The organism is Streptomyces sp. DSM 116795 (assembly GCF_055792905.1).
Map to the genome: position 1 here is coordinate 1401778 of NZ_CM147707.1, position 23415 is coordinate 1425192.

Here is a 23415-nt window from a genome sequence, read left to right on the forward strand (position 1 = left end):
GGGCGACGAGCTGCTGTACTGGCCGTTGATCAGTAGGCTCCGGTGGGCGGTTCTGCCCTGCTGTGGTAGCGACGCCAGTTCCCGGAGGAGTTGCCTCCAGTCTGGGCTGCCCAGAACGACGCTCAGCGGACCTCTATGCACGTTGACTTCGTGCGGAGGCCTCGTTCCGCGATCGGAACGAGGCCTCCGCACGCTGTAGAGCAGAGAGGTACGGCAACCGTGGTGATCCTCAGAGGCTGCGCGGGCTCTTAGAAGTCGCTGGCGAGCCGGTCTGGTCAGGTGCCGGCGCCGACCTTGGCCTCTTCGGCTGTTTCCGACGATGGGGGCGTCTTCTTGGGATAGAGCATGGAGCGGGCTTGGGTGCTGTCGAAGTCGTTCTCCCACTTGCCGATCACGATGGTGGCGATGGCGTTACCAAGGACGTTGATGAAGACCCGGCCCTCGTTGAGGATGCGGTCGATCCCGACGATCAGTGACAGGGCAGCCAGGGGGATGTGGCCGACTGCGGTGACCGTGCTGGCGAGAACGATGAACGCGCCGCCAGCGATGCCGGCAGTGCCCTTGCTGGTGAGCATCATGACGCCCACCATGACCAGCTGCTGTTGCCAGGACAGATCGATACCGACGGCTTGGGCCATGAACATGGAGGCCATCGTCAGGTAGACCGCGGAGCCGTCGAGGTTGAAGGAGAAGCCGGAGGGGATGACGATGCCGACCACGGGCCGGCCGACGCCGAGGGTCTCCAATTTGCGCACGAGCTGCGGCAGGACGGCCTCGCTGGAGCAGGTGCTGAGTGCCACGAGCAGCTCGGCCTTGAGGAACCGAATGAGAGCGAAGAGTCCGAGGCCGCAGATCCGCATGATGGCCCCTAGCAGCACCAGGACGTAGACGATGCAGGTCGCGGTGAACAGGATGATGAGATAGGCGAGTTGTTTCAGGCTCTCAGCACCGTAGGTGGAGACCACCATGGCCAGGGCGCCGAAGGTGCCCACAGGAGCCAGCCGCATCACCCAGCCGACGATCCGGAACACCACGTCCGAGAGGGCGCGGATGCCGTTGGTCAGTGGGGCCGCCTCCTCCCCGGCCATGTTCAGCGCTATGCCGAAGACGATCGAGACCAGCAGGGCGGCCAGGATCGCGTCCCCGGTGATCGCGCCGAACAGTGAGGTGGGGATCAGGGAAGAGATGAACCCCGTGAAGGTGGCGTGTTCCTCGCTGGTCTTGGGGACGTCGTCAGTGTTCAGCGTCGAGGGGTCGACGTTGAGCCCGGCGCCGGGTTGGAAGACGTTTGCGACGACCAGGCCGATCAGCATCGATGCCAGCGACAGCACGAGGAAGTAGCCGATCGCCTTCACGCCGATGCGGCCCGCCTTGCGCAGGTTGTCCATGGAGGCGATGCCGGTGGTCACCACGCAGAAGACGACGGGTATCACGATCATCTTGACCAGTGCGATGAACCAGTCGTTGAGCGGGCTGAGGGCTTCTCCGAAGCTGGGTGCTGCGATGCCGACGGCGATCCCGAGGACTGCGGCCAGCACCACCTGGAACCACAGCTCACGGATGAGTCGGTTCAGCCGCGATCGCGGCGGGCGGTCGGAGGCGGTGGTGGATGTCATGGCTGTGCTCCCTTGCGATGATGCTGAAGATCCCTGTCCTGCCGGGTGCAGGGGACGAGAGGCAGTCCCCGTCTCGGGTGATGTGTGCGGTGCGTAGATGCAGCTGTGCGCTGGTGGTCTGAACTTCTGCGTCGTTCGGGCGGCTTGGGCTCGGTTCGGTCAGGTGTGCAGCTCGCGCAGCACCCTGTAGAAGGCGGCCTTGCCTTCGAAGCCAACCCCCGGGGTGTCGGTGAGGCCGACCTGGCTCTTCTCGACGACGGCGTCGTCGGCGAAGCCGCCGGTGGGCTGGAACTCGCCCGGATAGGACTCATTGCCGCCGAGCTTGAGAGCGGCGGCGATGTGCAGAGAGAACTGGTGTCCGCCGTGCGGGATGCAGCGGCGTGCGGACCAGCCGTGCTGACGCAGCATGTCCTGGATGCGCAAGTACTCCACCAGGCCGTAGCTCAGCGCGGGATCGACCTGGATGATGTCCCGGTCAGGACGCAGACCCCCGTAGCGAATGAGGTTGCGGGCGTCCTGCAGGGAGAAGAGGTTCTCGCCGGTGGCGATCCGGCCGGAGTAGTTCTCGGCGACCACGGCGTTGAGGCGGTAGTCCAGTGGGTCGCCGATCTCCTCGTACCAGAAGAGGCCGTAGGGCTCGATCGCCCGTCCGTACTCCAGCGCGGTGGCGAGGTCGAAGCGGCCGTTGACATCGACTGCGAGCCTGGAGCCGTCCCCATCCAGGACGTCGATGACGGCCTCGATGCGGCGCAGGTCCTCCGCCAGGTCGGCGCCGCCGATCTTCATCTTGACCACGTCGTAGCCCAGGTCGAGGAAGCCGCGCATCTCGTCTGCCAGATCACCCAGGGACTTGCCCGGGGCGTAGTAGCCGCCAGCGGCGTAGACGAAGACCGAGTCGTCGGGCTCGCCGTCGCCGTAGCGGTCCGACAGCCACCGGTACAGCGGCTTGTCCGCGATCTTGGAAGCGAGGTCGAACAGTGCCATGTCCACCACACCGACCGCGACCGAACGTTCCCCGTGTCCGCCGGGCTTTTCATTGCGGAGCATGATCTCCCACGCCTTGGCGGGGTCCAGCTCGCCCTGCTCGTCCAGCAGGCTGCCGGGCTCGGCGTCCATCAGCCGCGGCAGGATGCGCCGGCGCAGGATCTCGCCCGCGCTGTAGCGGCCGTTGGAGTTGAAGCCGTACCCCACGACGGGCTTTCCGTCGCGGATGACGTCGCTGACGATCGCCACGATCGAGCAGTCCATCGCGCTGAAGTCGATCCAAGCATTGCGGATGGAGGAGCTGATCGGGACGGTGCCTTCGTACACAGCAGTGATCTTCACTCGAAGCCTTTCTCATATCTTATAAGTTGCGAGGATGTTAGAGTGAGATGGCCGAACAGGCGCTGTCAAGGGTCAGGACGTCCGGAAGGATTCGCAGGGGCGATGGAAGGCACGAACCTCTTTCTCAGCAAGAGCGATCTTGCCTACACGGAGCTCCGTCGCCAGATCCTCTCCGGCGCCATCCCGGCCGGTTCACGGTTGGCCCAGTACGAACTGGCCGGCTCTCTCAACATGAGCATCACGCCCCTACGCGAGGCCATCAGGCGGCTCAGCAGCGAGGGTCTGGTCGACGTCGAGACCCACCGCGATGTCCGGGTGTCGTCCATGAACTCTGAGGAGGCGCGGCAACTGTTCGAGGTACGACTCTCGCTGGATCCCACGGCGGCTGAACTCGCCGCGGCACGGCGCACTCCCGAGGACATCACCGCCATGCAAGCTGCGGTCGACAAGCTGCTCCCCGTCACGCGCCAGTGGGGCGAGGATGCGCTCACCGCCCATCGCACCTTTCATCAGGCGCTGTACCGTGCATCCCACAACGACGTTCTCATCCGCCTCCTGGACGACCTGTGGGACAAGTCCGACCGCTACCGCCGCCTCGGACTCGAACTGCCGCCCGGCGACGAACCCCGGACGCGGGACCTCCAGGAGCATCACGACCTCGTTGAACTCATCAAGGCCGGCCGGGCTGCTGAGGCAGCTCAGCTCATGCGGGACCACATCATCCACAGCCTGACCGCCACCGCCATCACCGCGCTCGAAGACCGCGAAGGTACCCAGGCAAGCTGAGCCGCCATGGGGAAGCAGCCGCAGCAAGTGCCACGCGAACTCAACCTCGGTGGCATTCAGCGCCGGTGGTGAGACACCCGCAGGCTCCGCTTGAGCCTCAGGCAGGGCGCTCGCACGGAAGGGCGATGCGTGAGCGCCAAGTGGCGGTCCACAGTGATCAGCCGGCGCGACCATGCGTAGCAGCAGCTCGATCCGGCCCACAGCTCATCCGACACGATCCACGGCGAAGTCCCCACAGCACCCAAAAACGTTCAACTCACCACACAGGCACGGCAGTCAAGGCTGATCCACCTCTCATTGCGTTAGCCGCTCTCACAGACTGAGCGCGTCGAGGCACCGTTCGAGCACCAGGACGCCGCCCAGGCCGAGGATTCCCAGCACCGTCGTGTACGTGGTGCGTGCCTTGATCGCGTCGATGACCGACAGGTTGAAGTACTCCTTGAACATCCAGAAGCCCGGGTCGTTGACGTGTGAGAAGGCGATCGATCCGCAGGAGACGGCGAGCACCATGATCTCGGGGTGGACTCCGCTGCCCGCCAGGAGCGGCAGCACCACACCCGAGGCGGTGACGACGGCGACCGTCGCCGACCCCAGTGCGACCCGCAGGATGACCGCGATCAGCCACGCGAGGATGATCGGCGACACCGGCCACCCCTGGGTGACGTCCTTGATGTAGTCGGAGATGCCGCCGTCGACGAGGACCTGCTTGAATGCGCCGCCGGCGCCGATGACCAGCAGGATCATCGCCATCGCCTGGGCGGCCGACGTACACGACGCGCTGACTTCGGACAGGCTGCGGCCGATCCGCGGGCCGAACGCCCAGGCCGCCAGGAGCAGCGTGAGCAGCAGCGCGATCGGTGCCGAGCCGATGAAGGCGATGAAGTGCAGGAATCCGTTCGAGCCGGAAGCAGCCATGTCGGTCACGGCGGCTCCCGCGATCAGCACGACGGGGAAGAGCGCGACGCACAGCGACCAGGCCATGCCCGGCATCTCCTCGTCGGTGAAGACGCGTTCGCTGACAAGGCCCTTGGGAATGCTGGGGTTCATCGCCTTCACGAACGGAAGCCGCGGCCAGACGAGCGCGATGAGCGCGCCCAGGGGCACGGCGATGAAGAGCCCGTAGAACAGCGTCAGTCCGATCGAGGCGTGGAAGGACGCGGCCACCGCGGTCGGGCCGGGGTGCGGCGGCAGGAAGCTGTGCATGGTGGACAGGGTGATCGACATCGGAAGCCCGACCCACAGCAGGTTCTTGCCGGTGACCCTGACGATCGTGAACGCGACGGGCACGATGATGACGAAGGCGACCTCGTAGAACATGGTGACGCCGATGAGCATGGCCGTCACCACCATTGCCACCTGCACGCGCTGTTGGCCGAAGGCGTCGAGGAGCTTGCCGGCGACGCGCTGGGCGGCGCCGGAGTCCCCCATGACGCGGCCGACCATGGCGCCGAGGCCGATGGTGAGCATGGTGTCGCCGATCTGGTCCCCGATGCCTCCCGCGAGTACCTCCGGTATTTCTGCTGCGGGTATCCCCTGCACCAGCCCGACCCCGACGGCCACCAGGAGCAGGGCGACGAAGCCGTTGAGTTTCAGTTTGGTCATCAGGAAGAGCAGGACCAGAACGCTGATCCCGACGGCGACCAGGGGCATACGGCAGTTCTCCTCAGGCGTGGCATGGCATGGCGTGGCGTCTGTGCTTGCGGGCTCGCGCAAGGGGCCGCGCCGTCGGCGTCGGCGGTCCCGTACGGGCGCGAGCCGGACGACCGGCTCCGGCGGTTCAGCGATGTGAACGAACTCCACGGTCTGCAGGGCTAGTTCACGGGCCCCGGTACCGGCACCGGGATCGATGCTTGTCTTCATACAGAGATGGTGTCCATGTATGAGAATGGAGGCTAAGGTTGTGGCCAGGCGGGGTCAATGGGTGTGCAGCCGCCGGAGCGGAATCGGACTCCCCCGGCCCCGGGACAGCTCGACGTCCGAGACACCTCGACTTCCGGGACACAGCCGTGAACACGACACACAGCGCCCTCCACGCAGCGCACCCCGAAGACGGCGGCGGCGCGGCCGCCGGCACGATTCGCCGGGTCAGGCTCTCCTCCGTCCGCCTCCCCCTCGGCACACCCGTCAGCGACGCCAAGGTGCTCACCGGCAGGCAGCGGCCGATGACCGAAGTGGCCCTGCTCTTCGCCGAGATCGCGACGGACGACGGCCACGAGGGGATCGGTTTCAGCTACTCCAAGCGCGCGGGAGGCCCGGGCCAGTTCGCCCACGCCAAGGAGGTCGCACCCGATCTGATCGGCGAGGACCCGAGCGACATCGGACGGCTCTGGACGAAGCTCGTCTGGTCGGGCGCATCAGTGGGCCGCAGCGGTCTCGCCACGCAGGCCCTCGCCGCCTTCGACATCGCGCTGTGGGACATGAAGGCCAAGCGTGCCGGTCTGCCGCTGGCCAAACTGCTGGGCGCCCACCGCGACTCCGTACGCTGCTACAACACCTCCGGCGGCTTTCTGCACACCCCCGTCGAAGACCTCGTGGAGAACGCCTCGGCGTCCGTCGCCGGCGGAATCGGCGGAGTCAAGATCAAGGTGGGCCATCCGGACCGGGCCGAAGACCTGCGCCGACTCACCGCCGTACGCGAGCAGTTGGGCGACGACGTGCCGCTGATGGCCGACGCCAACCAGCAGTGGGACAGGCCGACCGCGCAGCGCATGGGCCGTGCCATGGAGGAGTTCGGGCTGGTCTGGCTCGAAGAGCCCCTCGACGCCTACGACGCCCAGGGCCATGCCGCGCTCGCCGCCTCCCTGGACACCCCCGTCGCCACCGGCGAGATGCTCGCATCCGTAGCGGAGCACTGGGAGTTGATACGGGCCGGAGCGGCTGACGTCATCCAGCCCGACGCGCCGCGCATCGGCGGCATCACCCAGTTCCTCAAGCTCGCCGCCCTCGCAGAGCACCAGCACCTTCAGCTCGCACCGCACTTCGCGATGGAGATCCACCTCCATCTCGCCGCGGCCTACCCGTACGAGCCGTGGGTCGAGCACTTCGACTGGCTGGAGCCGTTGTTCGAGGAACGCGTCGAGATCGGCGACGGCCGCATGCACCTGCCCCGGCGCCCCGGCCTCGGCATCACCCTCACCGAACAGGCGCGCGCGTGGACGCAGCAGGAGTGCGAGATCGTCAACGGGCCCTGACGGGAGGGCGATTTCGGCGGGCACCCCTGGGACTTGCCGTGGCGGGCCCGGACTGAAGTTCCGGGCCCGCCGTGGAGTGGGCCGGCGGTCAGAAGGTGTTCTTGAACAGCAGCCGGTTGGGGGTGCCGGCGGGATTGTTCTTGATCACACCGCTGGTCGCGTTGCCGGTGATCCAGTTGTTGACGGTGGACGAGGCGGCGTCGCCGTTCGCACCCTTGTAGAGCGCGCCGACGCCCGCGACGTGCGGGGAGGCCATGGAGGTGCCGCTGATGGTGTTGGTGCCGCCGAGGAGCCACGCGGAGGTGATGCCCACACCCGGTGCGAAGGTCTCCACGCAGGAGCCGTTGTTGGTGAAGGAGGCAGCGTTGTCGTTCTTGTCGGAAGCAGCGACCGTCGTCACCCCGGCGGCGCCGGCCGGCGATGTGTTGCAGGCGTCTTCGCCGTCGTTGCCGGCCGCAACAGCCAGGAAGACGCCGGAGTTGCTCAGCTTCGTCGCCGCATCGTTCACTGCTGCGGAGTAGCCGCCGCCGAGGGACATGTTGGCGACGGCGGGCTTGGCCGCGTGGGTGCGGACCCAGTCCATACCCTCGATCACGTCCGCGTTGGTTCCCAGACCGGCGCAGTTGAGGACCTTTACACCGCGGAGCTTGACGCCCTTGGCCACTCCGTATGTGGAGCCGCCTATGGTGCCGGCGACGTGCGTGCCGTGGCCGTTGCAGTCCATGCCGAGGCCACCGAGCGTGGCGTCGTAGGCGCTCGCGGCCCGGTTGCCGAACTCGGGGTGGCCAGCCTCGATGCCGGTGTCGATGATGTACGCCGTCACATCGGAGGCGGCGGTGTTGTAGCTGTAGCTGCTGGACAGCGGCAGGTTGCGCTGGTCGATGCGGTCCAGGCCCCAGGTGGCGTTGTTCTGGGTGGTGGAGGCGCGGACCTGCTGGTCCTCCTCGATACGCGCTACGTCGGGGTTGGCGCGCAGGGCGTTGAGCTGCCCGGTGGTCAGCTTGGCCGCGAAGCCGTCGATGACGGCGTCGTAGGTCTGCTTCGGCCGTACGCCCGCCGCGCGAGTCAGGCCGCCGGCCTCCGCGCCGGACTTGAGGGTGACGATGTACTGACCGGGGACTGCCGTTCCAGTAGCCTGCGCGACCGCCACGAGGGGGTCGTCCGGCGTGGCCGCGCCCGCCGTAGCGGGTGGGGCGCACATGACGAGTGGGACTGCCGCGAGCACAGAGAAGCGCAACTGCATGTGAGCCTTCTTCCTGTCGACACGCACGGTTCCGCCACGGCGCGCACGGTGGCACGCCGCGGTGACTAATTAACTGGGGGGTAACAAGAAGGTACGAACACCCGTTCAACTAGGCAAGACTCTGTGCACACCTGTCCCGCGGATGAATGGGGTCCCGGGGTTCAGCGCCGGCCGTCGAGCAGCGCTCCTGCGTCCGGGACGAAAGGCTTCAGGCCGAGTTCGGCCAGGATGCGGTACGCCGTGGCCGTCGCGGCCGTCAGCACGGGCAGGCCGGAGGCGTCCTCGACGTACTGCACGGCCGAGAGCGACGGCATCTGCACACACGCCGACAGCACGATCGCGTCGGCACCGCTGAGGTCGAGGCGCCGCCAGTGCTCGCGCAGGCCGGCGGGGTCGAGGCGGGCGACGGCCAGGTTGTCGGGGACCTCCAGGCTCAGCGAGTCGACGACCTCGCTGCCCGCGTCCTCGATGTAGTTCACGACCGTCTCGGTGAGCGGCTTCATGTACGGCGTGATGACCGCGACGCGCTTCGCGCCCAGCGCCTCGATCCCGCTGAGCAGCGCGCCCGCACTGGAGACGACCGGCACCTCCGCGCCCTGCCCCTTGAGTACGGAGGTGATCTCGTCCTCCGCGGTGCAGTGGTGGCCCGGGCCCTGCGCCATGATCGCCACGAGGCAGGCGGTGGCGACGACATCGGGCCGGGCGTCGGCGAGTTCGAGGGAGGCCCGCTCCGTCTGGGCGTTCATCTCCCGCAGTTGCTCCGGCGTCACCTTCTGCATCCGCATCCGGCTGCTGTGGAAGACGAAGCGGTCGCGCGGGTCGGCGGCCTCCCGCTCCCGCAGCATGCGCGGCAGTTCGGTCTCCATCGTCAGATTGGAGCTCGGAACGATCATGCCGATGTGGTGGTCCGTGCTCCGTGCGTGGTCCGTGCTCCGTGCGTGGTCTGTGTTTCGTCCGTGGTCCGAGTGCTCTGCGTGCTCTGCCATGGGGGCCTCCAGTCTTTCCGGCGTACGGTGGCGCGCAGCAGCCGCACACAGAGTTAATCCGAACACGTACTAATTGGTCGCGCAAGGCCCCGGATCGTTCGCTTTCCGGGGGCGGGGCCTCGCGTGCGGGCCACCGGGGGTCATCTCTCCGGGTCAGGCATCCGCGGAGAGCCGCTCCCAGTGGTCCGCCAGCTGCGTCAGCTCACGCATCAACTCGCTGCGCTCCGCGCTGGATTGGTAGCCCTCCAGCAGCCGCTCGTCGAGGGCCCGGGCGCGGTCGTCCGCCTCGCGCAGCGTCCGCTCGCCCTCCTCGGTGAGGTAGAGGAGCTTGCGGCGCCCGTCGTCGGCAGCCGTACGACGCACTATCAGCCCGCGCTTCTCCAGGCGCCGGGCCACGTCCGCCATCGTCGACGTGTCCAGCGCCACCGCCGAGGCCATCGCGCTCTGGTCGTGTCCCGGCGCGGCGTCGACCGCGGTGAGAACCGCGAACTGCGGGCCTGTCAGCGTCGGATCGACGCTGCGCAGCCATGCCGCGAGGTAGGCCTGGTAGAGGCGGCGAACCTGGTATCCGGGAGCTGCGAGCAGCGCAGCGGGAGGGGCAGCCGTGCCCGAGGCCGGTGTGGTCTTGTCAGCCATGAGCCCACTAAAGCACGGCGGCGCGACGGGCCGTCCCGCGCCTCCCGAACCGGCTCCGGCACCGGTTTCCGCAACGGCTGCGACCCCGGCTCGGGCACCGGATTCCGCACCGGATTCCGCACCGGATACGGCAACGCCTTCCGCACTGGCTACGGCAACGCCTTCCGCGCCGGTTCCCGTACCGGCTGCCGCACCGGCTGCCGCGTCCCGCCGCCCGTTCACGCGAGGACGGCGGCGAGTGCCTCGCGGAGGGCGTCGAGGGCGGCGCCGGGGTTGTCCCAGAAGACCATGTGCCCGGAATCGGGAATTCCGGTCAGCCCGGCCTGCGGGTGCTTCTCCGTCGCCTCCTCGACGCCGGCGGGTGTGACGACCGGGCTGTCCTCTCCGTAGAGCAGCGCCGTGGGTGTGGGGACCGAAGGCCACCAGTCGAAGAAGTCCTCGGTCTCGAAGCCGTGATGGGTCGCCCGCAGCGCCTCCTCGCCGCAGCTGGAGAGCCAGCGGGCGCGCAGCTCCTGCTCGCGGCGGGGCCAGCGGGGCCAGGCCTTGGCCACCTCGTCGGCGTCGGTGCCGCGCACGGCCTGCTCAAGTTGGCCGAGGAAGGCGGGCAGCGTCGTCGGGTACGGGTCCCTGCCGGGGCCGCTCATGGGCGGGTCGACGAGCACCGTGCCGCGGACGGCCACCTTCGCCCGTACAGCCGTGACGGCCGCGATCCGGGCGCCCATCGAGTGGCCCGCGATCACGGGACGTTGCAGGCCGAGGCCGGTGACCCAGGCCTCGGTGTCCTCGGCGTACGCCTCCAGCGCGTAGCCCTCGCCGTCGTCCGAGAAACCCCGGCCGCGGATGTCCGGGACGATCGGGCGTACGAGGTCGGTCAGGCGCCGTGCGACGAAGTCCATCGTGACGGCGGGGCTGGTGATGCCCGGCAGCAGCAGCATCGGCACGCGCTCACCGCCGGTTTCGTCGCCGTAGTCGAGGGCGTGCAGCCGCAGCGAGCCGGAGCGGATCCAGCGGCTGCGGGCGGGGACGCCGGCGAGGTCGGCGAGGGCGGGCTGGGTGATGAACCGGTCCGGCATGTGGGGTTCCTCGGATTCGTCAGTGCGGGTGGTGCGGGAGCGGGCGTCGGCGTCGGCGTCGGCGTACCGACGGCAACGGGCCGGTGGCGGCGGTCAGTCGGCCGGATGGCCGGGCAGCGCGGGAGCGGGCAGCTTGCCCAGATACGCGAGGGCGTCGGAGAGCGGTACGACGTCCCCGTACTTGGCCTGGATGTCGAACAGCGCGGCGTCGTGCGGCCCTTGGGCGCGGTCGCCAGCGCACTCGTGCGGAACCAGGACGGGGAAGCCGGACTGCACGGCGTCCACCGCCGTGGCCCGTACGCAGCCGCTGGTCGTGGCGCCGCAGACCAGCACCGTGTCGCATCCGAGTGCGGTCAGCGTGGCGGCGAGCGACGTGCCGAAGAACGCCGACGCGCCCTTCTTAACGACGAGTTGGTCCTCCGGCCGGTGCGGCAGCCGCGGATCGAGCGCGACGGCCTGGGTGCCCTCGACGAGGGCGCGCATGCCGGGCGCCTTCTCCAGCCAGGTCACCGAGTTGCCCTGCGCCTCGGCCGGGCTGTAGGCGATCGCGGTCCAGATCACCGGAACGCGGACGGGGCGCGCCGCGTCCACGAGGGTCGCGGTGGCCTCGACCACCTCGGTCATGTCGGCGCCGGAGGGGAAGGAGTCCTCGGTGAACCCGCGGGTGAGGTCGACGACGACGAGGGCGGGCCTGCTGCCTCGGCGCACCGGCGCGCCGAAACCCGCGCGCTCGTAGGTGCGGTCGGTCTCCTCGCCGTAGCGGCCTGGGCCCTCGCGGTCTTGGCCCTCGCGGCTCTGACCGTCGGCTTGGCCATCGCGGTCCTGGCCCTTCCGCGCGTACGGCTCCTCGCTCACCGGTGCCTCCTCGCCGCCGTGCAGCAGTGGTGCGTCCCGTTGTGCTTCCCGGCGCCCAGGGCGCGGCTGAGCAGCCAGCCCTCGAAGAGGCCGAAGGCGAACGCGCCGACGACCGGGGCGTACTTGGCCACGGACGGCGGGACGAGTACCGACAGGCCGTTCAGTTCGGCGTCGGCGGCGACGGGGCCGGGGCCGGGAGTGGCGAGCGAACTTGCGGACTCCCCTGCGGCGGCGGGCACTTGAGGCGGCGGTGAGGCTTGCGGGGCATGCGGCACATGCGCCGCGCCGGGGCCGTCCCCGGCGGAGGCGACGGCTGTGGCCGGCTGCGGGGCCGGTGCGGCGCCGCGCCGTTCCTGCTCCAACAGGTTGCCGAGGTTGCGCGCGAACTGCTGGAGAATCCGGTCCGAGACGGCCGCGACCGCGCCCTTGCCGAACTGAGCGATCTTCCCGCGGATCACGAGGTCGGTGGTCAGCCGCAGTTCGGCGCCCTCCGGGGCCTCCGCCACCTCGAGGCCGACCTCCGCCTCGGCGTCGCCGCTGCCGTGCGTGTCGGCGCCCCGCGCCTGTACGCGCAGCCGCCGCTTCTCCTCGTCGACCTCCAGGAAACGTACGGTGCCGGCGTAGGCGGCGGTGATCGGCCCGACCTTGACCTTCACCCTCCCCGACCAGGCGTCGCCGTCCTTCCCCTCCAGCGTGGCGCCCGGCATGCAGCCGGCTACCCGCTCCACGTCGTTGACGAGGGCGAACACCTCATCGGGCGACGCCTTTACCGGGACCGCGCTGTCGATCCGCATGGAACCTCCTCCTGCTCTTCGGTGCCGCCCGTGTGTGCCTCGTCCGGTCGTGCCTCGTCCGGACGTGCCTCGCACGCATCGTCCAGACGGGTCTCGTCCCCGCGTGCCTCGTCCAGGCGCTGCTGCAGTGCGGCGCGGCGGCGCGTGGCGCAGTCGTCGATCGCCTCGACGATGGTCTGGTAGCCGGTGCAGCGGCACAGGTTGGAGGCGACGACCTCGCGTATCTCCTCCTTCGACGCCTGCGGCCGCTCGGCCAGGAAGCCTTCCGCGAGCATCAGGAACCCGGGGGTGCAGAAGCCGCACTGCAGACCGTGGTGTTCGCCGAACGCCCGCTGGAGATCGCTGAGTTCGCGCCCGTCCGCCAGCGATTCGACGGTGCGGATCTCGCGGCCCTCGGCCTGCGCGGCGAACATCAGGCATGCCCGTACGGGCGCGCCGTCGAGCAGCACCGTGCAGGCGCCGCAGATTCCGTGCTCGCAGCCGACATGGGTGCCGGTCAGGCGCAGGTCGTGCCGGAGGACGTCCACGAGGGTGCGGCGGGCCTCGGTAAGGACCTCGTGCGTCTCGCCGTTGACGTGCAGGCCGATCAGCTGCCGGTGCTGCGGATCGGCCGCGCGGTGTGCAGTCTCCGTCATGACGTGTGCTCCATGTGCTCCGGTGATTCCGCCGTGCGGGGCGCACTCTGCGCCGCCGCGGGTGCCGTCGCGGGCACGGCTGCGGGCGGGGCCGCGCGCACGCCCGTGGGCACGGCCCTGGCGAGCGCGTCCGCCACCGTCTCCGGCGTTATAGGGGTGTCGTTCAACTCGACGCCGGTGTGCAGCAGTCCGTCGTTGACCGCGTTGATCACGGCGGCGGGCGCGCCGATGGTGCCGCCCTCCCCCACGCCCTTCGCGCCGGTCTCGGTGAACGCGCAGGGCGTCTCCAGGTGGTGGATGCTCACCTCGGGGATCTCCATCGCGGTGGGCACCTTGTACTCCATGAAGCTGACCGCGGACGGTGCGCCCTGCTCGTCGTAGGTGACCTGCTCGAACAGGGCACCGGCGATGCCCTGGGCGATGCCGCCCCTGGTCTGGCCCTCCACCACCTTGGGGTTGATGGCCACGCCGCAGTCCTCGACGCAGACGTAGCGCAGGATCTCCACCTGGCCCGTCCCCTCGTGGAGTTCGACGACGACGCCGTGGGTGGCGTTGGAGAAGGTGCCGTCGCCGGTGACGTCGAAGGTGGCGGTGGCCGTCAGGCCCGGCTCCGCGCCCTTGGGCAGCAGATGCGACTTCAGGTAGGCGATGTCGGCGATCTCCTTGTAGCCGACCGAGCCGCCGCCCGCGGGATGCGCGACCAGCCCCTCGCCCAACTCCAGCTCCTCGGCGGGGACTTCGAGCACCGAGGCGGCGATCGTCTTCAGCTTGTCGCCGAGCTTCGCCGCAGCGAGCCGCACGGCGCTGCCGCCGATGGCGATGGAGCGGGACGCGAAGGTGCCCCAGCCGTAGGTGATCCGGTCGGTGTCGCCCTGGTGGATGCGCACCTGCGCGATGTCCAGGCCGAGTTCGTCCGCGGCGATCTGCGCCATCGTCGTCTCGTGGCTCTGGCCGTGGCTCATGGTGCCGGTCGTGACGACGAGCGCGCCGCTGGTGTCCATCCGTACCTCTGAGATGTCGAAGCCGGGGACGACCTCCATCTTGCGCTGCGCGAAGGCTCCCGAGCCGTAGCCGGTGCGCTCGCTGAAGCAGGAGTAGCCGATGCCGATGCGGCGGCCCTCGGCGGCGGCCTTCTCCTTCGCCGCGTACCAGCCCTCCTCGGTCAGCACGCTCTCGCACAGATTCAGCGACTCCAGATACGAACCGGGGTCGTACGTCACGTTGTTGACGCCGGTGTAGGGGAACTGCGTGATGAGGTTGCGGCGGCGTATCTCCGTGGCGCCCAGGCCCAGTTCGCGTGCGGCACGCTCGAAGATCCGCTCCATGACCATCACGTACTGCGGCCTGCTCACGCCCCGGTAGGGCGCCGTGGGCGCCTTGTTGGTGGTGACGGCGCGGGCCCGTACGCGGTAGGCGGGCACCTTGTACACGCCGGGCATCTCGGCCGACGCCATCAGCGGTTCGATGCCGGCGGTGAAGGGATAGCAGGAGTAGGCGCCCATGTCGCAGACGATCGCGGCGTCGAGGCCGAGGATGCGGCCGTCCCCGTCGAAGGCCGCACGCACGTCGTAGTGCTGCTCGCGGGCGAGGAAGGAGGCGGTCAGGGCGTCCTTGCGGTCCTCGATCCACTTCACGTGGCGGCCCAGTCGCAGCGCCGCCGCACCCACCGCGATCTCCTCGCGGCCGACGACGCACTTGAGCCCGAAGCCGCCGCCCATGTCGGGGACGACGACCCGCACGGCGCGTTCGTCGAGTCCCAGGCAGCGGGCCGCAGTCGTACGCACCTGGTGCGGCACCTGGGTGGAGGTGCGCATCAGCAGCTGCTCCTCGCGGTCGTCCCAGCCGGCGAGGACTCCCCGCGTCTCCAGGGGAAGGGCGTTCTGCCGTCCCGTCCTGGTGTCGACGTGTACGACGCACGGCGCCTCGTCGAAGACCTCGTCGATGCCTTCGGTGGCGAACATGGAGACGTCCAGCAGGGTGTTGGCGCTCGCCTCGTCGTGCACGAGCGGCGCGCCCGGTGCCAGTGCGGCTTCCTCGGAGACGACGGGCGTACGCGCCTCGTACGTCACCTTCGCCGCCTCGACGCCGTCCTCGGCGGCGTACGGATCACGCGCGACGACCACCGCCAGCGGCTCACCGGCGTACCGGACCCGGTCCCGCGCGAGTACGGGCATGCCGGTGGGCACGAACTCGGTGAGGGGACGGCCGAGCCGCGCGGTGATGTCGGCCAGGCCGAGATCCTCGGCGTCGAACGCCGCGACCACGCCCGGTACTTGGCGTACGGCGGACAGGTCGAGAGAGGTGACCGTGGCGTGGGCGACGGTCGAGCGCACGAACTGGGCGTGGAGCGTGCCCGGAACCTCCAGGTCGTCGGTGAAGCGCCCGCGGCCGCTGAGCAGGCGCGGGTCCTCGCGGCGCCCCACGGATGCGCCGATCCAACTCCCTTGAGTACGGGCGTGGTTGTTGCTGCCGTGGCCGCTCTGAGACTGTTCGTTCGTCATCGGGCCGTCGCCTCCTCGCATGCGCGCACCACCAGCGTGCGGATGAGCCTCCTGCGGTACTGGGCGCTGCCGTTCGCGTCGCTCGGGGGGTTGGCCGCGGCGGCCGCCGACTCGGCGCACTCGGCGAAGAGTTCCGGCCCCGCGGTCCCACCGCGGGCAAGCACCGCCTCGGCCTCCGGCACCCGTACGGGCTGCGGGGCAACCCCGCCCAGCGCCACGCGCCCACCGTCGACACGCGCCCCGCCGGGTGCGAGCCGGAGGTCGACGGCAGCGGCGACGACGGCGAAGTCGCCACGCCTCTCGGCGAATTCGGTGAGCGCGGCGTTGCGCGCGGGCCGCGGGAAGACCACCTCGACGATGATCTCCTCGGGCTCCAGCGCGGTCGTGTAGTAGCCGTGAAAGAAGTCCCCCGCCGCGATGCGCCGCTCCCCCGACGGGCCCCGGACCACCAGTTCCGCGTCGAGAAGCACGGCGAGCAGGCACCACTCGGCCGTGGAGTCGGCGTGCGCCAGGCTCCCGCCGACGGTTCCCCGGGTGCGGATCGGCAGATGCCCGATCCAGCGCATGGCCTCCCGTACGACGGCGAAGTCCGCACCCAGCGCCTCGGGCGGTGCGGTCTCCACGGCGTGGTGTGTGGCCAGGGCGCCGATGTGGAGCCCGCCGTCCGGGCCGGTGCGGACACCGTCCAGGCCGTCGAGGCCGCCTATGTCGACCAGGTGCTGCGGCCGTGCCAGCCGGAAGTTCATCATCGCCACGAGGCTCTGGCCTCCCGCGATGATCTTCGCCTCGTCTCCGAGCTCGGCGAGCAGGCGTGCTGCGCCCTCGACGTCGCGCGCACGGTGATACGTGAAAGCGGCGGGCTTCATCGCGCTCTCCTCCCGGGGGGGCGGCGTGGGTCGGTGGAAGGGCCGGTGGCCGGGCGGCCGAGGTGGCCGTACGGCCGTTGATCAGGCGGTGTCCTGCGGGGCGGGACGAGGTGTCCTGCGGGGCGGGGCGAGGGGCCACGCACCCGCGCCCGCAGGACGGCTCACCTGCTAGTGCCCCTCCCGGCACTAGCCCTGTACGGGCGTCTTCTCAGCCGGCGGCGGAACAGTCACCGGTTCACGGACCGGTTCCTCGTCGATGTCGTCCAGGTCCTTGCCCTTGGTCTCGGGGGCGCCGAAGGCCATCCAGACCACCGCGAGGACCACGACCACTCCCAGCACGGTGAAGGTCATCGGCAGCCCGAGCAGCGGCCACATCAGCGACCCGAACAGCATCGGGGCGAACCCGGTGCTGATCCGGCTGACCGACGAGGCCCACCCGAAGCCGCTGGCGCGCAGCGTCGTCGGGTACAGCTCGGCGGCGTACGCGTAGAGCACCGGAATGGTCAGCTGGATGAGGAAGCCGAAGACGGCGATCGCGACCATGGCCGCGGTCTCCACCTTCAGCACCAGTGCGAAGCCCACCAGGGCCGCGGTCGAGAGGGGGGCGCAGACCCCGATGAGCCACTTGCGCCCGGTGATCTCGACGAGCCAGGTGGAGGCCAGGACGCCCAGGATGCCGACGCCGCTCATCAGGGTCGGGCCCATGAAGGACGCGGTGTCGTTGTATCCCTCGTCCTTGAGGATCGAAGGCATCCAGGTCAGGGCCGCGTAGTAGACCAGCATGATCGTGACGAACAGCAGCCAGCACACCGAGGTGATGCGCGGGTTGAACTTCCACAGCTTGAGGAATTGCTCGTAGCCGGCGCGCAGGCCCTTCGGCCGGTCGGAGCCCTCGCCCGCGGCGGGCACCGGGATCTCGTACTGCTCGGGCATCGCACCGGTGCGTGCGACGAGCGTGTCGATGACCTGCCGCGCCTCGGCCTCCCGGCCGACCCGGGTGAGGTAGATCGGGGACTCGGGCACTCCGCGGCGTACCCAGAACAGCAGCAGCGCGGGCAGGACCATCGTCGCGAGCATCCAGCGCCAGTTGCCCGGCAGCGGCACCATCATGGTCGAGGCCAGGCCGCACAGCGTGACGCCGACGGGCCACCACAGGTCGAGCGCGGTCAGGATGCGGCCGCGGTGCTTGCGCGGTGAGAACTCACTGACGAGGGCGTAGTCGACGGGGATGCACCCGCCGAGGCCGACGCCCGCGAGGAAGCGCAGCACCAGGAAGACCGAGTAGTCGGGCGAGAGCGCACCGAGCACCGAGAAGAGCGCGAAGATCAGCAGCGTCGCGCTGAAGGCCCGCTTCCGGCCGATGCGGTCGGCGATGGCGCCCCACACGACGGCTCCGACCGCCATGCCGACGAGGTTGGCCGTCGCGACGAGACCGCTCTCGCCGACGGTGAGGCCGAAGTCCTTGGACAGCAGCGGCATGAGGAAGCCGTTGAGCGCGATGTCCCACGCGTCGAACAGGTAGCCGAGGCCACCGATGATGAAAATCCTGCCCTGGACACCCCATTTCCATGGGAGTTCCTGGACTATCTGATCGCCTGTCTTCACGGTTCGCTCCACGGTTCGGTGATGGGCTCGTGCGGGTCGTCGCGGTGGACGACGCCGACGCCGGTTCGCTCGCCTGTTGTCAGGGGGGACAGCGGGGACAGCGGGGGCGCCGCATCGACGCGCCCGCGCAGCTCACCGGGAGAATTGGTACGAGAAGGACCCCAGGTCGGGGTCGTTGAGCGGCGTGCCGCTCCACAGCCAGTCGTAGGAGACGTCGGACTCCCCGTCGAAGTGCTTGAGCTTGGCGTCGCGTTCGCGCTGCTCGGGCCCGTCGGGGAAGTGGTAGAAGGTCTTGTTCCGGAGTGAGGCCTGCTGCACCATCCCGGCGTGCTTGGCCCGCCGGTCCACGTAGCGGCGCAGCGCTCCCCGGATGCCGTCGGCGGTGACGGCTCCCAGTTCCTCCGCGAGTACGGCGGCGTCCTCCATGGCCTGCGAGGCGCCTTGTGCCTGGTAGGGAAGCATGGCATGGCACGCGTCGCCCAGCAGGGCGACATGATCGTCCATCCACACGGGGTCGGGACGCCGGTGGTAGAGGGCGAAGCAGGACACGTCCTCCTTTGCCTTGGAGAGCATCGTGGGGACCCGGTCGTCCCAGCCGGGGAAGGCCTCGGCAAGCTCCTGCGCGCTGGAGGACACCACCCACTTCTCGGCGACCTCGTCGGTGCAGGGTACGCAGGCGACGACGTTCAGGAATTCGCCGCTGCGGATCATGTAGTGGACGAGGTGCCGGTCGGGGCCGTACCAGATGGTGCTCTGGTAGCGGTCGACCAGCCATCTCGTCGCCGGGTCGGCGGCGATCAGGTCGCCCGGGATGAGTGCCCGGAAGGCCATCTCGCCGGAGAAGAGCAGGGTGTCCTCGGCGCCCATCGCGTCACGCACCCGCGAGCGGATTCCGTCCGCCCCGATGAGGGCGTCGCTCTCGTAGCGGCAGCCGTCGCCGGTGAGGGCCGCGGGGCGCCGGGGGTCACCGCGGTCCAGGCCGGTGACCTTCTTGTCGGTGTGCAGGGTCACCACGGGGCCCGGACCGCCTGGATCCGTACAGGCGTCCATGATCACGCGGTGCAGATCGGCGCGGTGGTAGTGCCAGTACGGGGCGTTGTACCGGTCCTTGCAGAACTGGCCCAGCCTGGTCAGGCCGACGACGCTGCCGTCCTTCCACCGGCGCCGCACCTGGTCCTGCGGCTCGGTGTGGATGGCCTCCAGCTGCCGGCGCAGTCCGAGTCCGAGCAGGACGCGGCTGGCGTTGGGCGCCGTCTGGATTCCGGCGCCCACCTCTCCCAGCTCGGGTGCCTGCTCCAGGACGGTGACCCGGATGCCCCTGTGGCGCAGGGCGAGCGCGGCGGTCAGACCGCCCAATCCACCGCCGACGACGGTGACTTCGAAAGACTGGCTGGGCGCCAAAGCTCCTCCAAGGCGAGGCGTGTACGAGGGACGGCGCGGCCCGGTGGGGCCGTTGGTCAGCGCTCGGTGAGCTTCCCGTCGACCACGACGTCCGTGCCGTCGACGGAGACGGTGCAGCCGCGCATCGCGATGTCCACGTGGGCGTAGGACTCACGGCCGAGCACCGGGTGCGGGCCGGTCGACCAGAGGAAGTTCCCGGCGAAGGCGCGGGCGTCCATGCCCATCAGGTCGCCCTTGCCGTGCAGGGCGGTGGCGAACCAGTCGGCGGTCTTCATCAGGCCCCATCCCATGTGGGAGAGGCTGCGGCCCCACCGGTCGTCGCAGTCCTCGAAGAAGCTGTCCAGGAGCTTCGCCTCGGCGCCGCCGGAGATCTTCTCGATGTGGCCGTCGGCGATGTGCAGAGTGACCGGGTCACGGACGTACTCCTTGAACGGCAGCAGGATGTCGCCCTCCGCCAGCACCAGCTGCCCGTCGGAGAATTCCGGCCAGCACAGCACCATCGTGCTCGGCCAGTGGTCCCAGCGGCCCGGGTCGTCGGCGAAGCCGACCTGGAACTCCGGGTGCGAGCCCTTGAGCTGCACCGTCAGGTCCGTACCGGCGCCGGAGGTGACGCGCATGATCTCCGAGCGCTTGAGGAGGCCGGACGCCTCCAGGACGCGCTCCTTGTCGCTCGCCTGCGGCAGGTTGCGGATGAGGACGTCGGGCGCGTCGCAGACGAAGATGATGCGGGTGCCGGCCCGCAGGATCTCCTGCTGGACGGGGGCGTGGATGAAGCCCTCCTGGGTGAGGTCGACGACAAGGTCGGCCGATTTCAGCAGGTCCTGGGCGGCGGTGTCGTTGAGCACGGAGGTCAGGCCGGGCCCCGCTCCAGTGTGGGTGCTGTCCATCGGGGCGGCGCTGCCGCCGGGCACGGTCGCGGAGATGACGTGGGCTCCCAGGGACTTCGCGGCTCCGAACGCGGCGGCCACGTAGTCGCCGCGGCTGCCGGGCTCGGCGAGGACGACGACGTGCTCGTCCTTCTCGAGCTTGCACAGCTCCAGTTCTCGGGTGAACGCGTCGAGCAGATCGACGGACGAGAGATCGAACATGGATGTTCCTCCAGGAGTCTTCGCTTCAGCTATGGGGGCCTGTGGCCTGTCCGTGACGGCGCTCCACCGCGGAAACCGGACCGTCGGGGCCGTCGGGACGTCGTCGGCGCAGGCCGAAATCGGCCCACCGCATAGGCTCTGACCAGCGGAAATCTGCAGGCGCTGTACGCCTGGGCAGAACTAATCCGAACACGTACTAACTCCGCTTGGCAAGGGTTGAGCCAGGAGTTAACGCCGATTTTTCGCCAGAGCTTGATCGGCGGTGACCGGTCATCGACCGCTCCTGACCACTGATGCGCCCCACGTCCGAGCACACACGACAGGCCGACCGCGAGTGCGGCCGACCTGGTCAGCGGACTCAACCGCCGGGCACGGGGCGACGCCCGCGTCGCGGGGGCGCCAATGGAGGACGCGCGCCAGGTAGGTAGGTAGGTAGCGACGTGCCGCAAAGCCTGTGTGGTGCAGCACATCGTCAGCGAGGGATCGTTGGTCGGCGCCGCTGTAGATCTACTGATCGGTCGTCGCCTTCAACGGGGCATCAGACCAAGCCAGTTGATGGTTTCCGGAGAACCCGGGGAGCTCCTGCTCCGGTTCGCGTGTTCGGCGGCCGAAAACCGCCTCACCTCCCGGAGGCAAGCTGCCGCCCAGCCAGTGGCATTGGCTAGCCTTGCCATCGACGTGAACCGGGGGAACGGGGGAATCGGGGATGGGTGAGGGCTTCAGCGCGGTGCCTGAATCGATCGACGGCAGCGCGCACCTGCTGCTGGAGATCGCTGGACTGCTCGAACAGGGCAGTCTCGACGGCGACGTCGGCACCATGGCGCGCGTGCCGCGCTCGCACAGGGACGTGTCGGGCGCGGTGCTGGACTTCGCCCGCTTCGCCGCCGACCAGGGCCAGGACCTCGCCGCGCTGCTGACCGCGCTTTCCACCCTGCTCAAGGCCACAGGCAACAACTACACCGCCGTGGAAAGCAGCACCGCAGCCGCGCTGAAGGACTTCGTCGACTCGTCGGTGTACGTCGCGCCAGAGGGGAACTGATCGCGGTGACCTACTACGCGGACGTCGAGTTCCTGGAGGACTGCGACCCGAAGCTGATCGAGCGCAACGCCGCTGAATACAAGCGCATGCGCGACCTGCTTGATTCCCTTGAACCATCGGTCAAGAAGGCGCAGGCCGTGGAGTGGACCAGCGACGCCCGAGCCTCCTACGAGGAGCGGCTGAAGGACGTAAGGGGCCTGGTCCAAGGGCTGATGGAAGGTTATGAAGCGGCTTGGAAGGCGCTGCTGAAGTACGCCGACGCCGTGGAGGAGGCCCGGAAGAGTCTCCGGCAGGGCGGAGACGCGCAGGACCGGCTCTCTGAGGTGATCTCCCGCGAGGCCATGCCGATAACGCGTACGGCACAGGATGCCGAGCCGATGCGGCGATGGGAGGACGTGCGGTCCACGACGGGCGTGCTCGACTGGTTCGCCGAACTGGGCGTGGACGCCGACGCCATCAAAGACGATGCCAACCGTTACTACCGCCAGGCCGACGAGGCGTTCAGCGCCGCCCTGCGCGCGGAGCAGGGTCCGCGCGCAGAGTGCGTGGCCGCGCTCAAGCGGGCCAAAGCGCTGATCCCCGACTTCCGCACCGCGAACAAGGACGCGGCGGCACTCCTCTTCAAGGTCAAGGCGCTGTCGTTCGAGAAGGTGGAGGCCGCCGACAACCCGCTGACGCAGCTGCCCGGCAGTACCGAGGGCAAGGGGAGCTTGCCGATGGTCGGCGACGAGAAGGTCTCGCCGCTGCTGCAGGACCTTCGGAACAACCGAAAGAGCATGCCTGACGTCGACAGCATGTGGCTGACCGACGCCTTCGGCAGCAAGGAGGAGTGGATCGCGGCGAACAAGGGTGCCATCAACGAGGCCGCGCGGGCGTACGGTCTTCCGCCGGACATGATGGCGGGCATCGCCTGGATCGAGGTCGGCGGCAAGCCCTACGTTGCCGACGGCATGACCAACTGGGCCCGTAGCGCCGCCGAGTCCGGGTGGAGCCCGCTCACCCCGGACCACCTTCCCGGCCCGCTCGCCGGAGACAAGGACAACACCTCCTACGGCCCGATGGCCGTGCAGGTCCGCCGCGCCGCGGAGGTTCTTGGGTACGACCCGGAGAACCTCACCGAGGACCAACGCGACGAACTGACCACCTCGTTGAAGGACCCCAGCCAGAACATGCTGATCTCCGCGAAGTACATGGCGGACCTCAAGGCCCAGAGCTCCTTCGCCGACGTGCCGCCCGAGGAGATGACGCAAGCCCAGTACCGCGAGCTGGCCGCCCGGTACAACGGCGGCCCCCACTGGGAGGGCGGCGACGCCCAGGGCTACGCCGACAGATTCGAGCAGAACCGTGAACAGGCCGGGCGGGCCCTGAGGTGACCGTGCAGCAGGAACAGCGAGCGGGGCGGGCACGCACCCTTGGATCCGTGCTCAGCATGCTTGTGCTCGGCGGATGCAATCTCGTCGCCGCGTTCTGGCTCTTCATCGCGTTCTGGATGATGCCGCAGGACGAACACGACCAGGAGGCACTGGAGGGCGCCGGCCTTGGCGCGCTGTTCGCGACCGGGTTCGCCGTGCCGACGCTGCTGCTGACCATCCTGCCTGTGAGGCTGGGCTGGCTGCGGCGACGCTGGTTCGCACCACCGGCCGTCATGCTTGTCCTCGCAGGCATTCGCTACGCGTATCTGGTCTTCACCTACGACCCCTGGTGACGCTCTCACGAGCTGCCACTTCGCGATTGAAACGCTGCACGGCCTTGGAGTCACCAGCGCTGCCGGCCA

Annotated in this window: 19 protein-coding genes and 1 pseudogene; 5 read left to right on the top strand and 15 right to left on the bottom strand. The window is 69.2% G+C overall.

Translation table 11 applies throughout. The features are described from left to right. Positions 1–275: 275 nt before the first annotated feature. Together ACSMXX_RS05975 and ACSMXX_RS05980 are read right to left on the bottom strand one after the other, a co-directional pair. A complete protein-coding gene (locus ACSMXX_RS05975) occupies positions 276–1616 on the bottom strand; it encodes a cation:dicarboxylate symporter family transporter (protein ID WP_473182995.1) in 1341 nt (446 codons plus the stop codon). Positions 1617–1775: 159 nt separating this feature from the next. Further along, positions 1776–2942 (bottom strand): mandelate racemase/muconate lactonizing enzyme family protein, encoded by a 1167-nt coding sequence (locus ACSMXX_RS05980; protein WP_473182996.1) that lies wholly within the window; start codon positions 2940–2942, stop codon positions 1776–1778. A 102-nt stretch (positions 2943–3044) separates the two neighbouring features. Here ACSMXX_RS05980 and ACSMXX_RS05985 point away from each other — a divergent pair, with 102 nt between their 5' ends. Further along, positions 3045–3728, top strand: a complete 684-nt coding sequence (locus tag ACSMXX_RS05985; protein ID WP_473182997.1) for a GntR family transcriptional regulator — start codon at positions 3045–3047, stop codon at positions 3726–3728. A 312-nt stretch (positions 3729–4040) separates the two neighbouring features. Here ACSMXX_RS05985 and ACSMXX_RS05990 read toward each other — a convergent pair whose 3' ends face one another. Continuing rightward, positions 4041–5378 (bottom strand): gluconate:H+ symporter, encoded by a 1338-nt coding sequence (locus ACSMXX_RS05990; protein WP_473182998.1) that lies wholly within the window; start codon positions 5376–5378, stop codon positions 4041–4043. A 356-nt stretch (positions 5379–5734) separates the two neighbouring features. Here ACSMXX_RS05990 and ACSMXX_RS05995 point away from each other — a divergent pair, with 356 nt between their 5' ends. After that, positions 5735–6919, top strand: a complete 1185-nt coding sequence (locus tag ACSMXX_RS05995) for an L-talarate/galactarate dehydratase (RefSeq protein WP_473182999.1) — start codon at positions 5735–5737, stop codon at positions 6917–6919. Positions 6920–7007: 88 nt separating this feature from the next. Here the strand turns inward: ACSMXX_RS05995 and ACSMXX_RS06000 are convergent, their stop codons facing one another. The 12 genes and pseudogenes from ACSMXX_RS06000 to ACSMXX_RS06055 all read right to left on the bottom strand — a co-directional run bounded on the left by ACSMXX_RS06000 (position 7008) and on the right by ACSMXX_RS06055 (position 20602). Beyond that, on the bottom strand, positions 7008–8162 hold the full coding sequence (locus ACSMXX_RS06000) for a S8 family peptidase (protein ID WP_473183000.1): 1155 nt from the start codon (positions 8160–8162) through the stop codon (positions 7008–7010). Positions 8163–8323: 161 nt separating this feature from the next. Continuing rightward, a complete protein-coding gene (locus ACSMXX_RS06005; RefSeq protein WP_473183001.1) occupies positions 8324–9055 on the bottom strand; it encodes a maleate cis-trans isomerase family protein in 732 nt (243 codons plus the stop codon). A gap of 246 nt (positions 9056–9301) precedes the next feature. Then, entirely contained in the window at positions 9302–9784 is a 483-nt protein-coding gene (locus ACSMXX_RS06010) for a MarR family winged helix-turn-helix transcriptional regulator (protein ID WP_473183002.1), read from the bottom strand. Between the two features lie 218 nt (positions 9785–10002). Beyond that, entirely contained in the window at positions 10003–10857 is an 855-nt protein-coding gene (locus ACSMXX_RS06015; RefSeq protein ID WP_473183003.1) for an alpha/beta fold hydrolase, read from the bottom strand. A gap of 93 nt (positions 10858–10950) precedes the next feature. Beyond that, positions 10951–11565: an isochorismatase family protein gene (locus tag ACSMXX_RS06020; protein ID WP_473184656.1), complete on the bottom strand. Its 615-nt coding sequence runs from the start codon at positions 11563–11565 to the stop codon at positions 10951–10953. A 143-nt stretch (positions 11566–11708) separates the two neighbouring features. Further along, a complete protein-coding gene (locus ACSMXX_RS06025) occupies positions 11709–12506 on the bottom strand; it encodes an SRPBCC family protein (RefSeq protein WP_473183004.1) in 798 nt (265 codons plus the stop codon). A 128-nt stretch (positions 12507–12634) separates the two neighbouring features. Continuing rightward, positions 12635–13141, bottom strand: a pseudogene (locus tag ACSMXX_RS06030) ((2Fe-2S)-binding protein); the annotation flags it as partial. Further along, complete coding sequence (locus tag ACSMXX_RS06035) at positions 13138–15642, bottom strand: xanthine dehydrogenase family protein molybdopterin-binding subunit (protein ID WP_473183005.1); 2505 nt, start codon at positions 15640–15642, stop codon at positions 13138–13140. The pseudogene ACSMXX_RS06030 and the gene ACSMXX_RS06035, both read right to left, overlap by 4 nt. Beyond that, positions 15639–16508 carry an FAD binding domain-containing protein gene (locus ACSMXX_RS06040; protein ID WP_473183006.1) on the bottom strand — a complete coding sequence of 290 codons (870 nt, stop codon included), beginning with the start codon at positions 16506–16508 and terminating at the stop codon, positions 15639–15641. The genes ACSMXX_RS06035 and ACSMXX_RS06040 overlap by 4 nt, the downstream gene beginning before the upstream one ends. Positions 16509–16694: 186 nt before the next feature. Continuing rightward, a complete protein-coding gene (locus ACSMXX_RS06045) occupies positions 16695–18113 on the bottom strand; it encodes an MFS transporter (protein WP_473183007.1) in 1419 nt (472 codons plus the stop codon). A 132-nt stretch (positions 18114–18245) separates the two neighbouring features. Further along, positions 18246–19514 carry an FAD-dependent monooxygenase gene (locus ACSMXX_RS06050; RefSeq protein WP_473183008.1) on the bottom strand — a complete coding sequence of 423 codons (1269 nt, stop codon included), beginning with the start codon at positions 19512–19514 and terminating at the stop codon, positions 18246–18248. Between the two features lie 56 nt (positions 19515–19570). After that, positions 19571–20602, bottom strand: coding sequence for a 2,5-dihydroxypyridine 5,6-dioxygenase NicX family protein (locus ACSMXX_RS06055; RefSeq protein ID WP_473183009.1), 1032 nt, complete (start codon positions 20600–20602; stop codon positions 19571–19573). Between the two features lie 706 nt (positions 20603–21308). Here ACSMXX_RS06055 and ACSMXX_RS06060 point away from each other — a divergent pair. From ACSMXX_RS06060 to ACSMXX_RS06070, 3 genes are read left to right on the top strand one after another with little or no spacing between them, the layout of a single operon-like run. Next, a complete protein-coding gene (locus tag ACSMXX_RS06060) occupies positions 21309–21641 on the top strand; it encodes a hypothetical protein (RefSeq protein ID WP_473183010.1) in 333 nt (110 codons plus the stop codon). 5 nt (positions 21642–21646) lie between these two features. Next, positions 21647–23014 (top strand): hypothetical protein, encoded by a 1368-nt coding sequence (locus tag ACSMXX_RS06065; protein WP_473183011.1) that lies wholly within the window; start codon positions 21647–21649, stop codon positions 23012–23014. A gap of 47 nt (positions 23015–23061) precedes the next feature. Further along, a complete protein-coding gene (locus ACSMXX_RS06070; RefSeq protein ID WP_473183012.1) occupies positions 23062–23346 on the top strand; it encodes a hypothetical protein in 285 nt (94 codons plus the stop codon). Positions 23347–23415: the final 69 nt, after the last annotated feature.

Bases quoted from the DNA above. Each gene is read 5' to 3' on its own strand.
- ACSMXX_RS06055 (WP_473183009.1), bottom strand. From the start codon at position 20,602: ATGTTCGATCTCTCGTCCGTCGATCTGCTCGACGCGTTCACCCGAGAA.
- ACSMXX_RS06000 (WP_473183000.1), bottom strand. From the start codon at position 8,162: ATGCAGTTGCGCTTCTCTGTGCTCGCGGCAGTCCCACTCGTCATGTGC.
- ACSMXX_RS05975 (WP_473182995.1), bottom strand. From the start codon at position 1,616: ATGACATCCACCACCGCCTCCGACCGCCCGCCGCGATCGCGGCTGAAC.
- ACSMXX_RS06005 (WP_473183001.1), bottom strand. From the start codon at position 9,055: ATGATCGTTCCGAGCTCCAATCTGACGATGGAGACCGAACTGCCGCGC.
- ACSMXX_RS06060 (WP_473183010.1), top strand. From the start codon at position 21,309: ATGGGTGAGGGCTTCAGCGCGGTGCCTGAATCGATCGACGGCAGCGCG.
- ACSMXX_RS06010 (WP_473183002.1), bottom strand. From the start codon at position 9,784: ATGGCTGACAAGACCACACCGGCCTCGGGCACGGCTGCCCCTCCCGCT.
- ACSMXX_RS05990 (WP_473182998.1), bottom strand. From the start codon at position 5,378: ATGCCCCTGGTCGCCGTCGGGATCAGCGTTCTGGTCCTGCTCTTCCTG.
- ACSMXX_RS05985 (WP_473182997.1), top strand. From the start codon at position 3,045: ATGGAAGGCACGAACCTCTTTCTCAGCAAGAGCGATCTTGCCTACACG.
- ACSMXX_RS06040 (WP_473183006.1), bottom strand. From the start codon at position 16,508: ATGAAGCCCGCCGCTTTCACGTATCACCGTGCGCGCGACGTCGAGGGC.
- ACSMXX_RS06025 (WP_473183004.1), bottom strand. From the start codon at position 12,506: ATGCGGATCGACAGCGCGGTCCCGGTAAAGGCGTCGCCCGATGAGGTG.
- ACSMXX_RS06015 (WP_473183003.1), bottom strand. From the start codon at position 10,857: ATGCCGGACCGGTTCATCACCCAGCCCGCCCTCGCCGACCTCGCCGGC.
- ACSMXX_RS06035 (WP_473183005.1), bottom strand. From the start codon at position 15,642: ATGACGAACGAACAGTCTCAGAGCGGCCACGGCAGCAACAACCACGCC.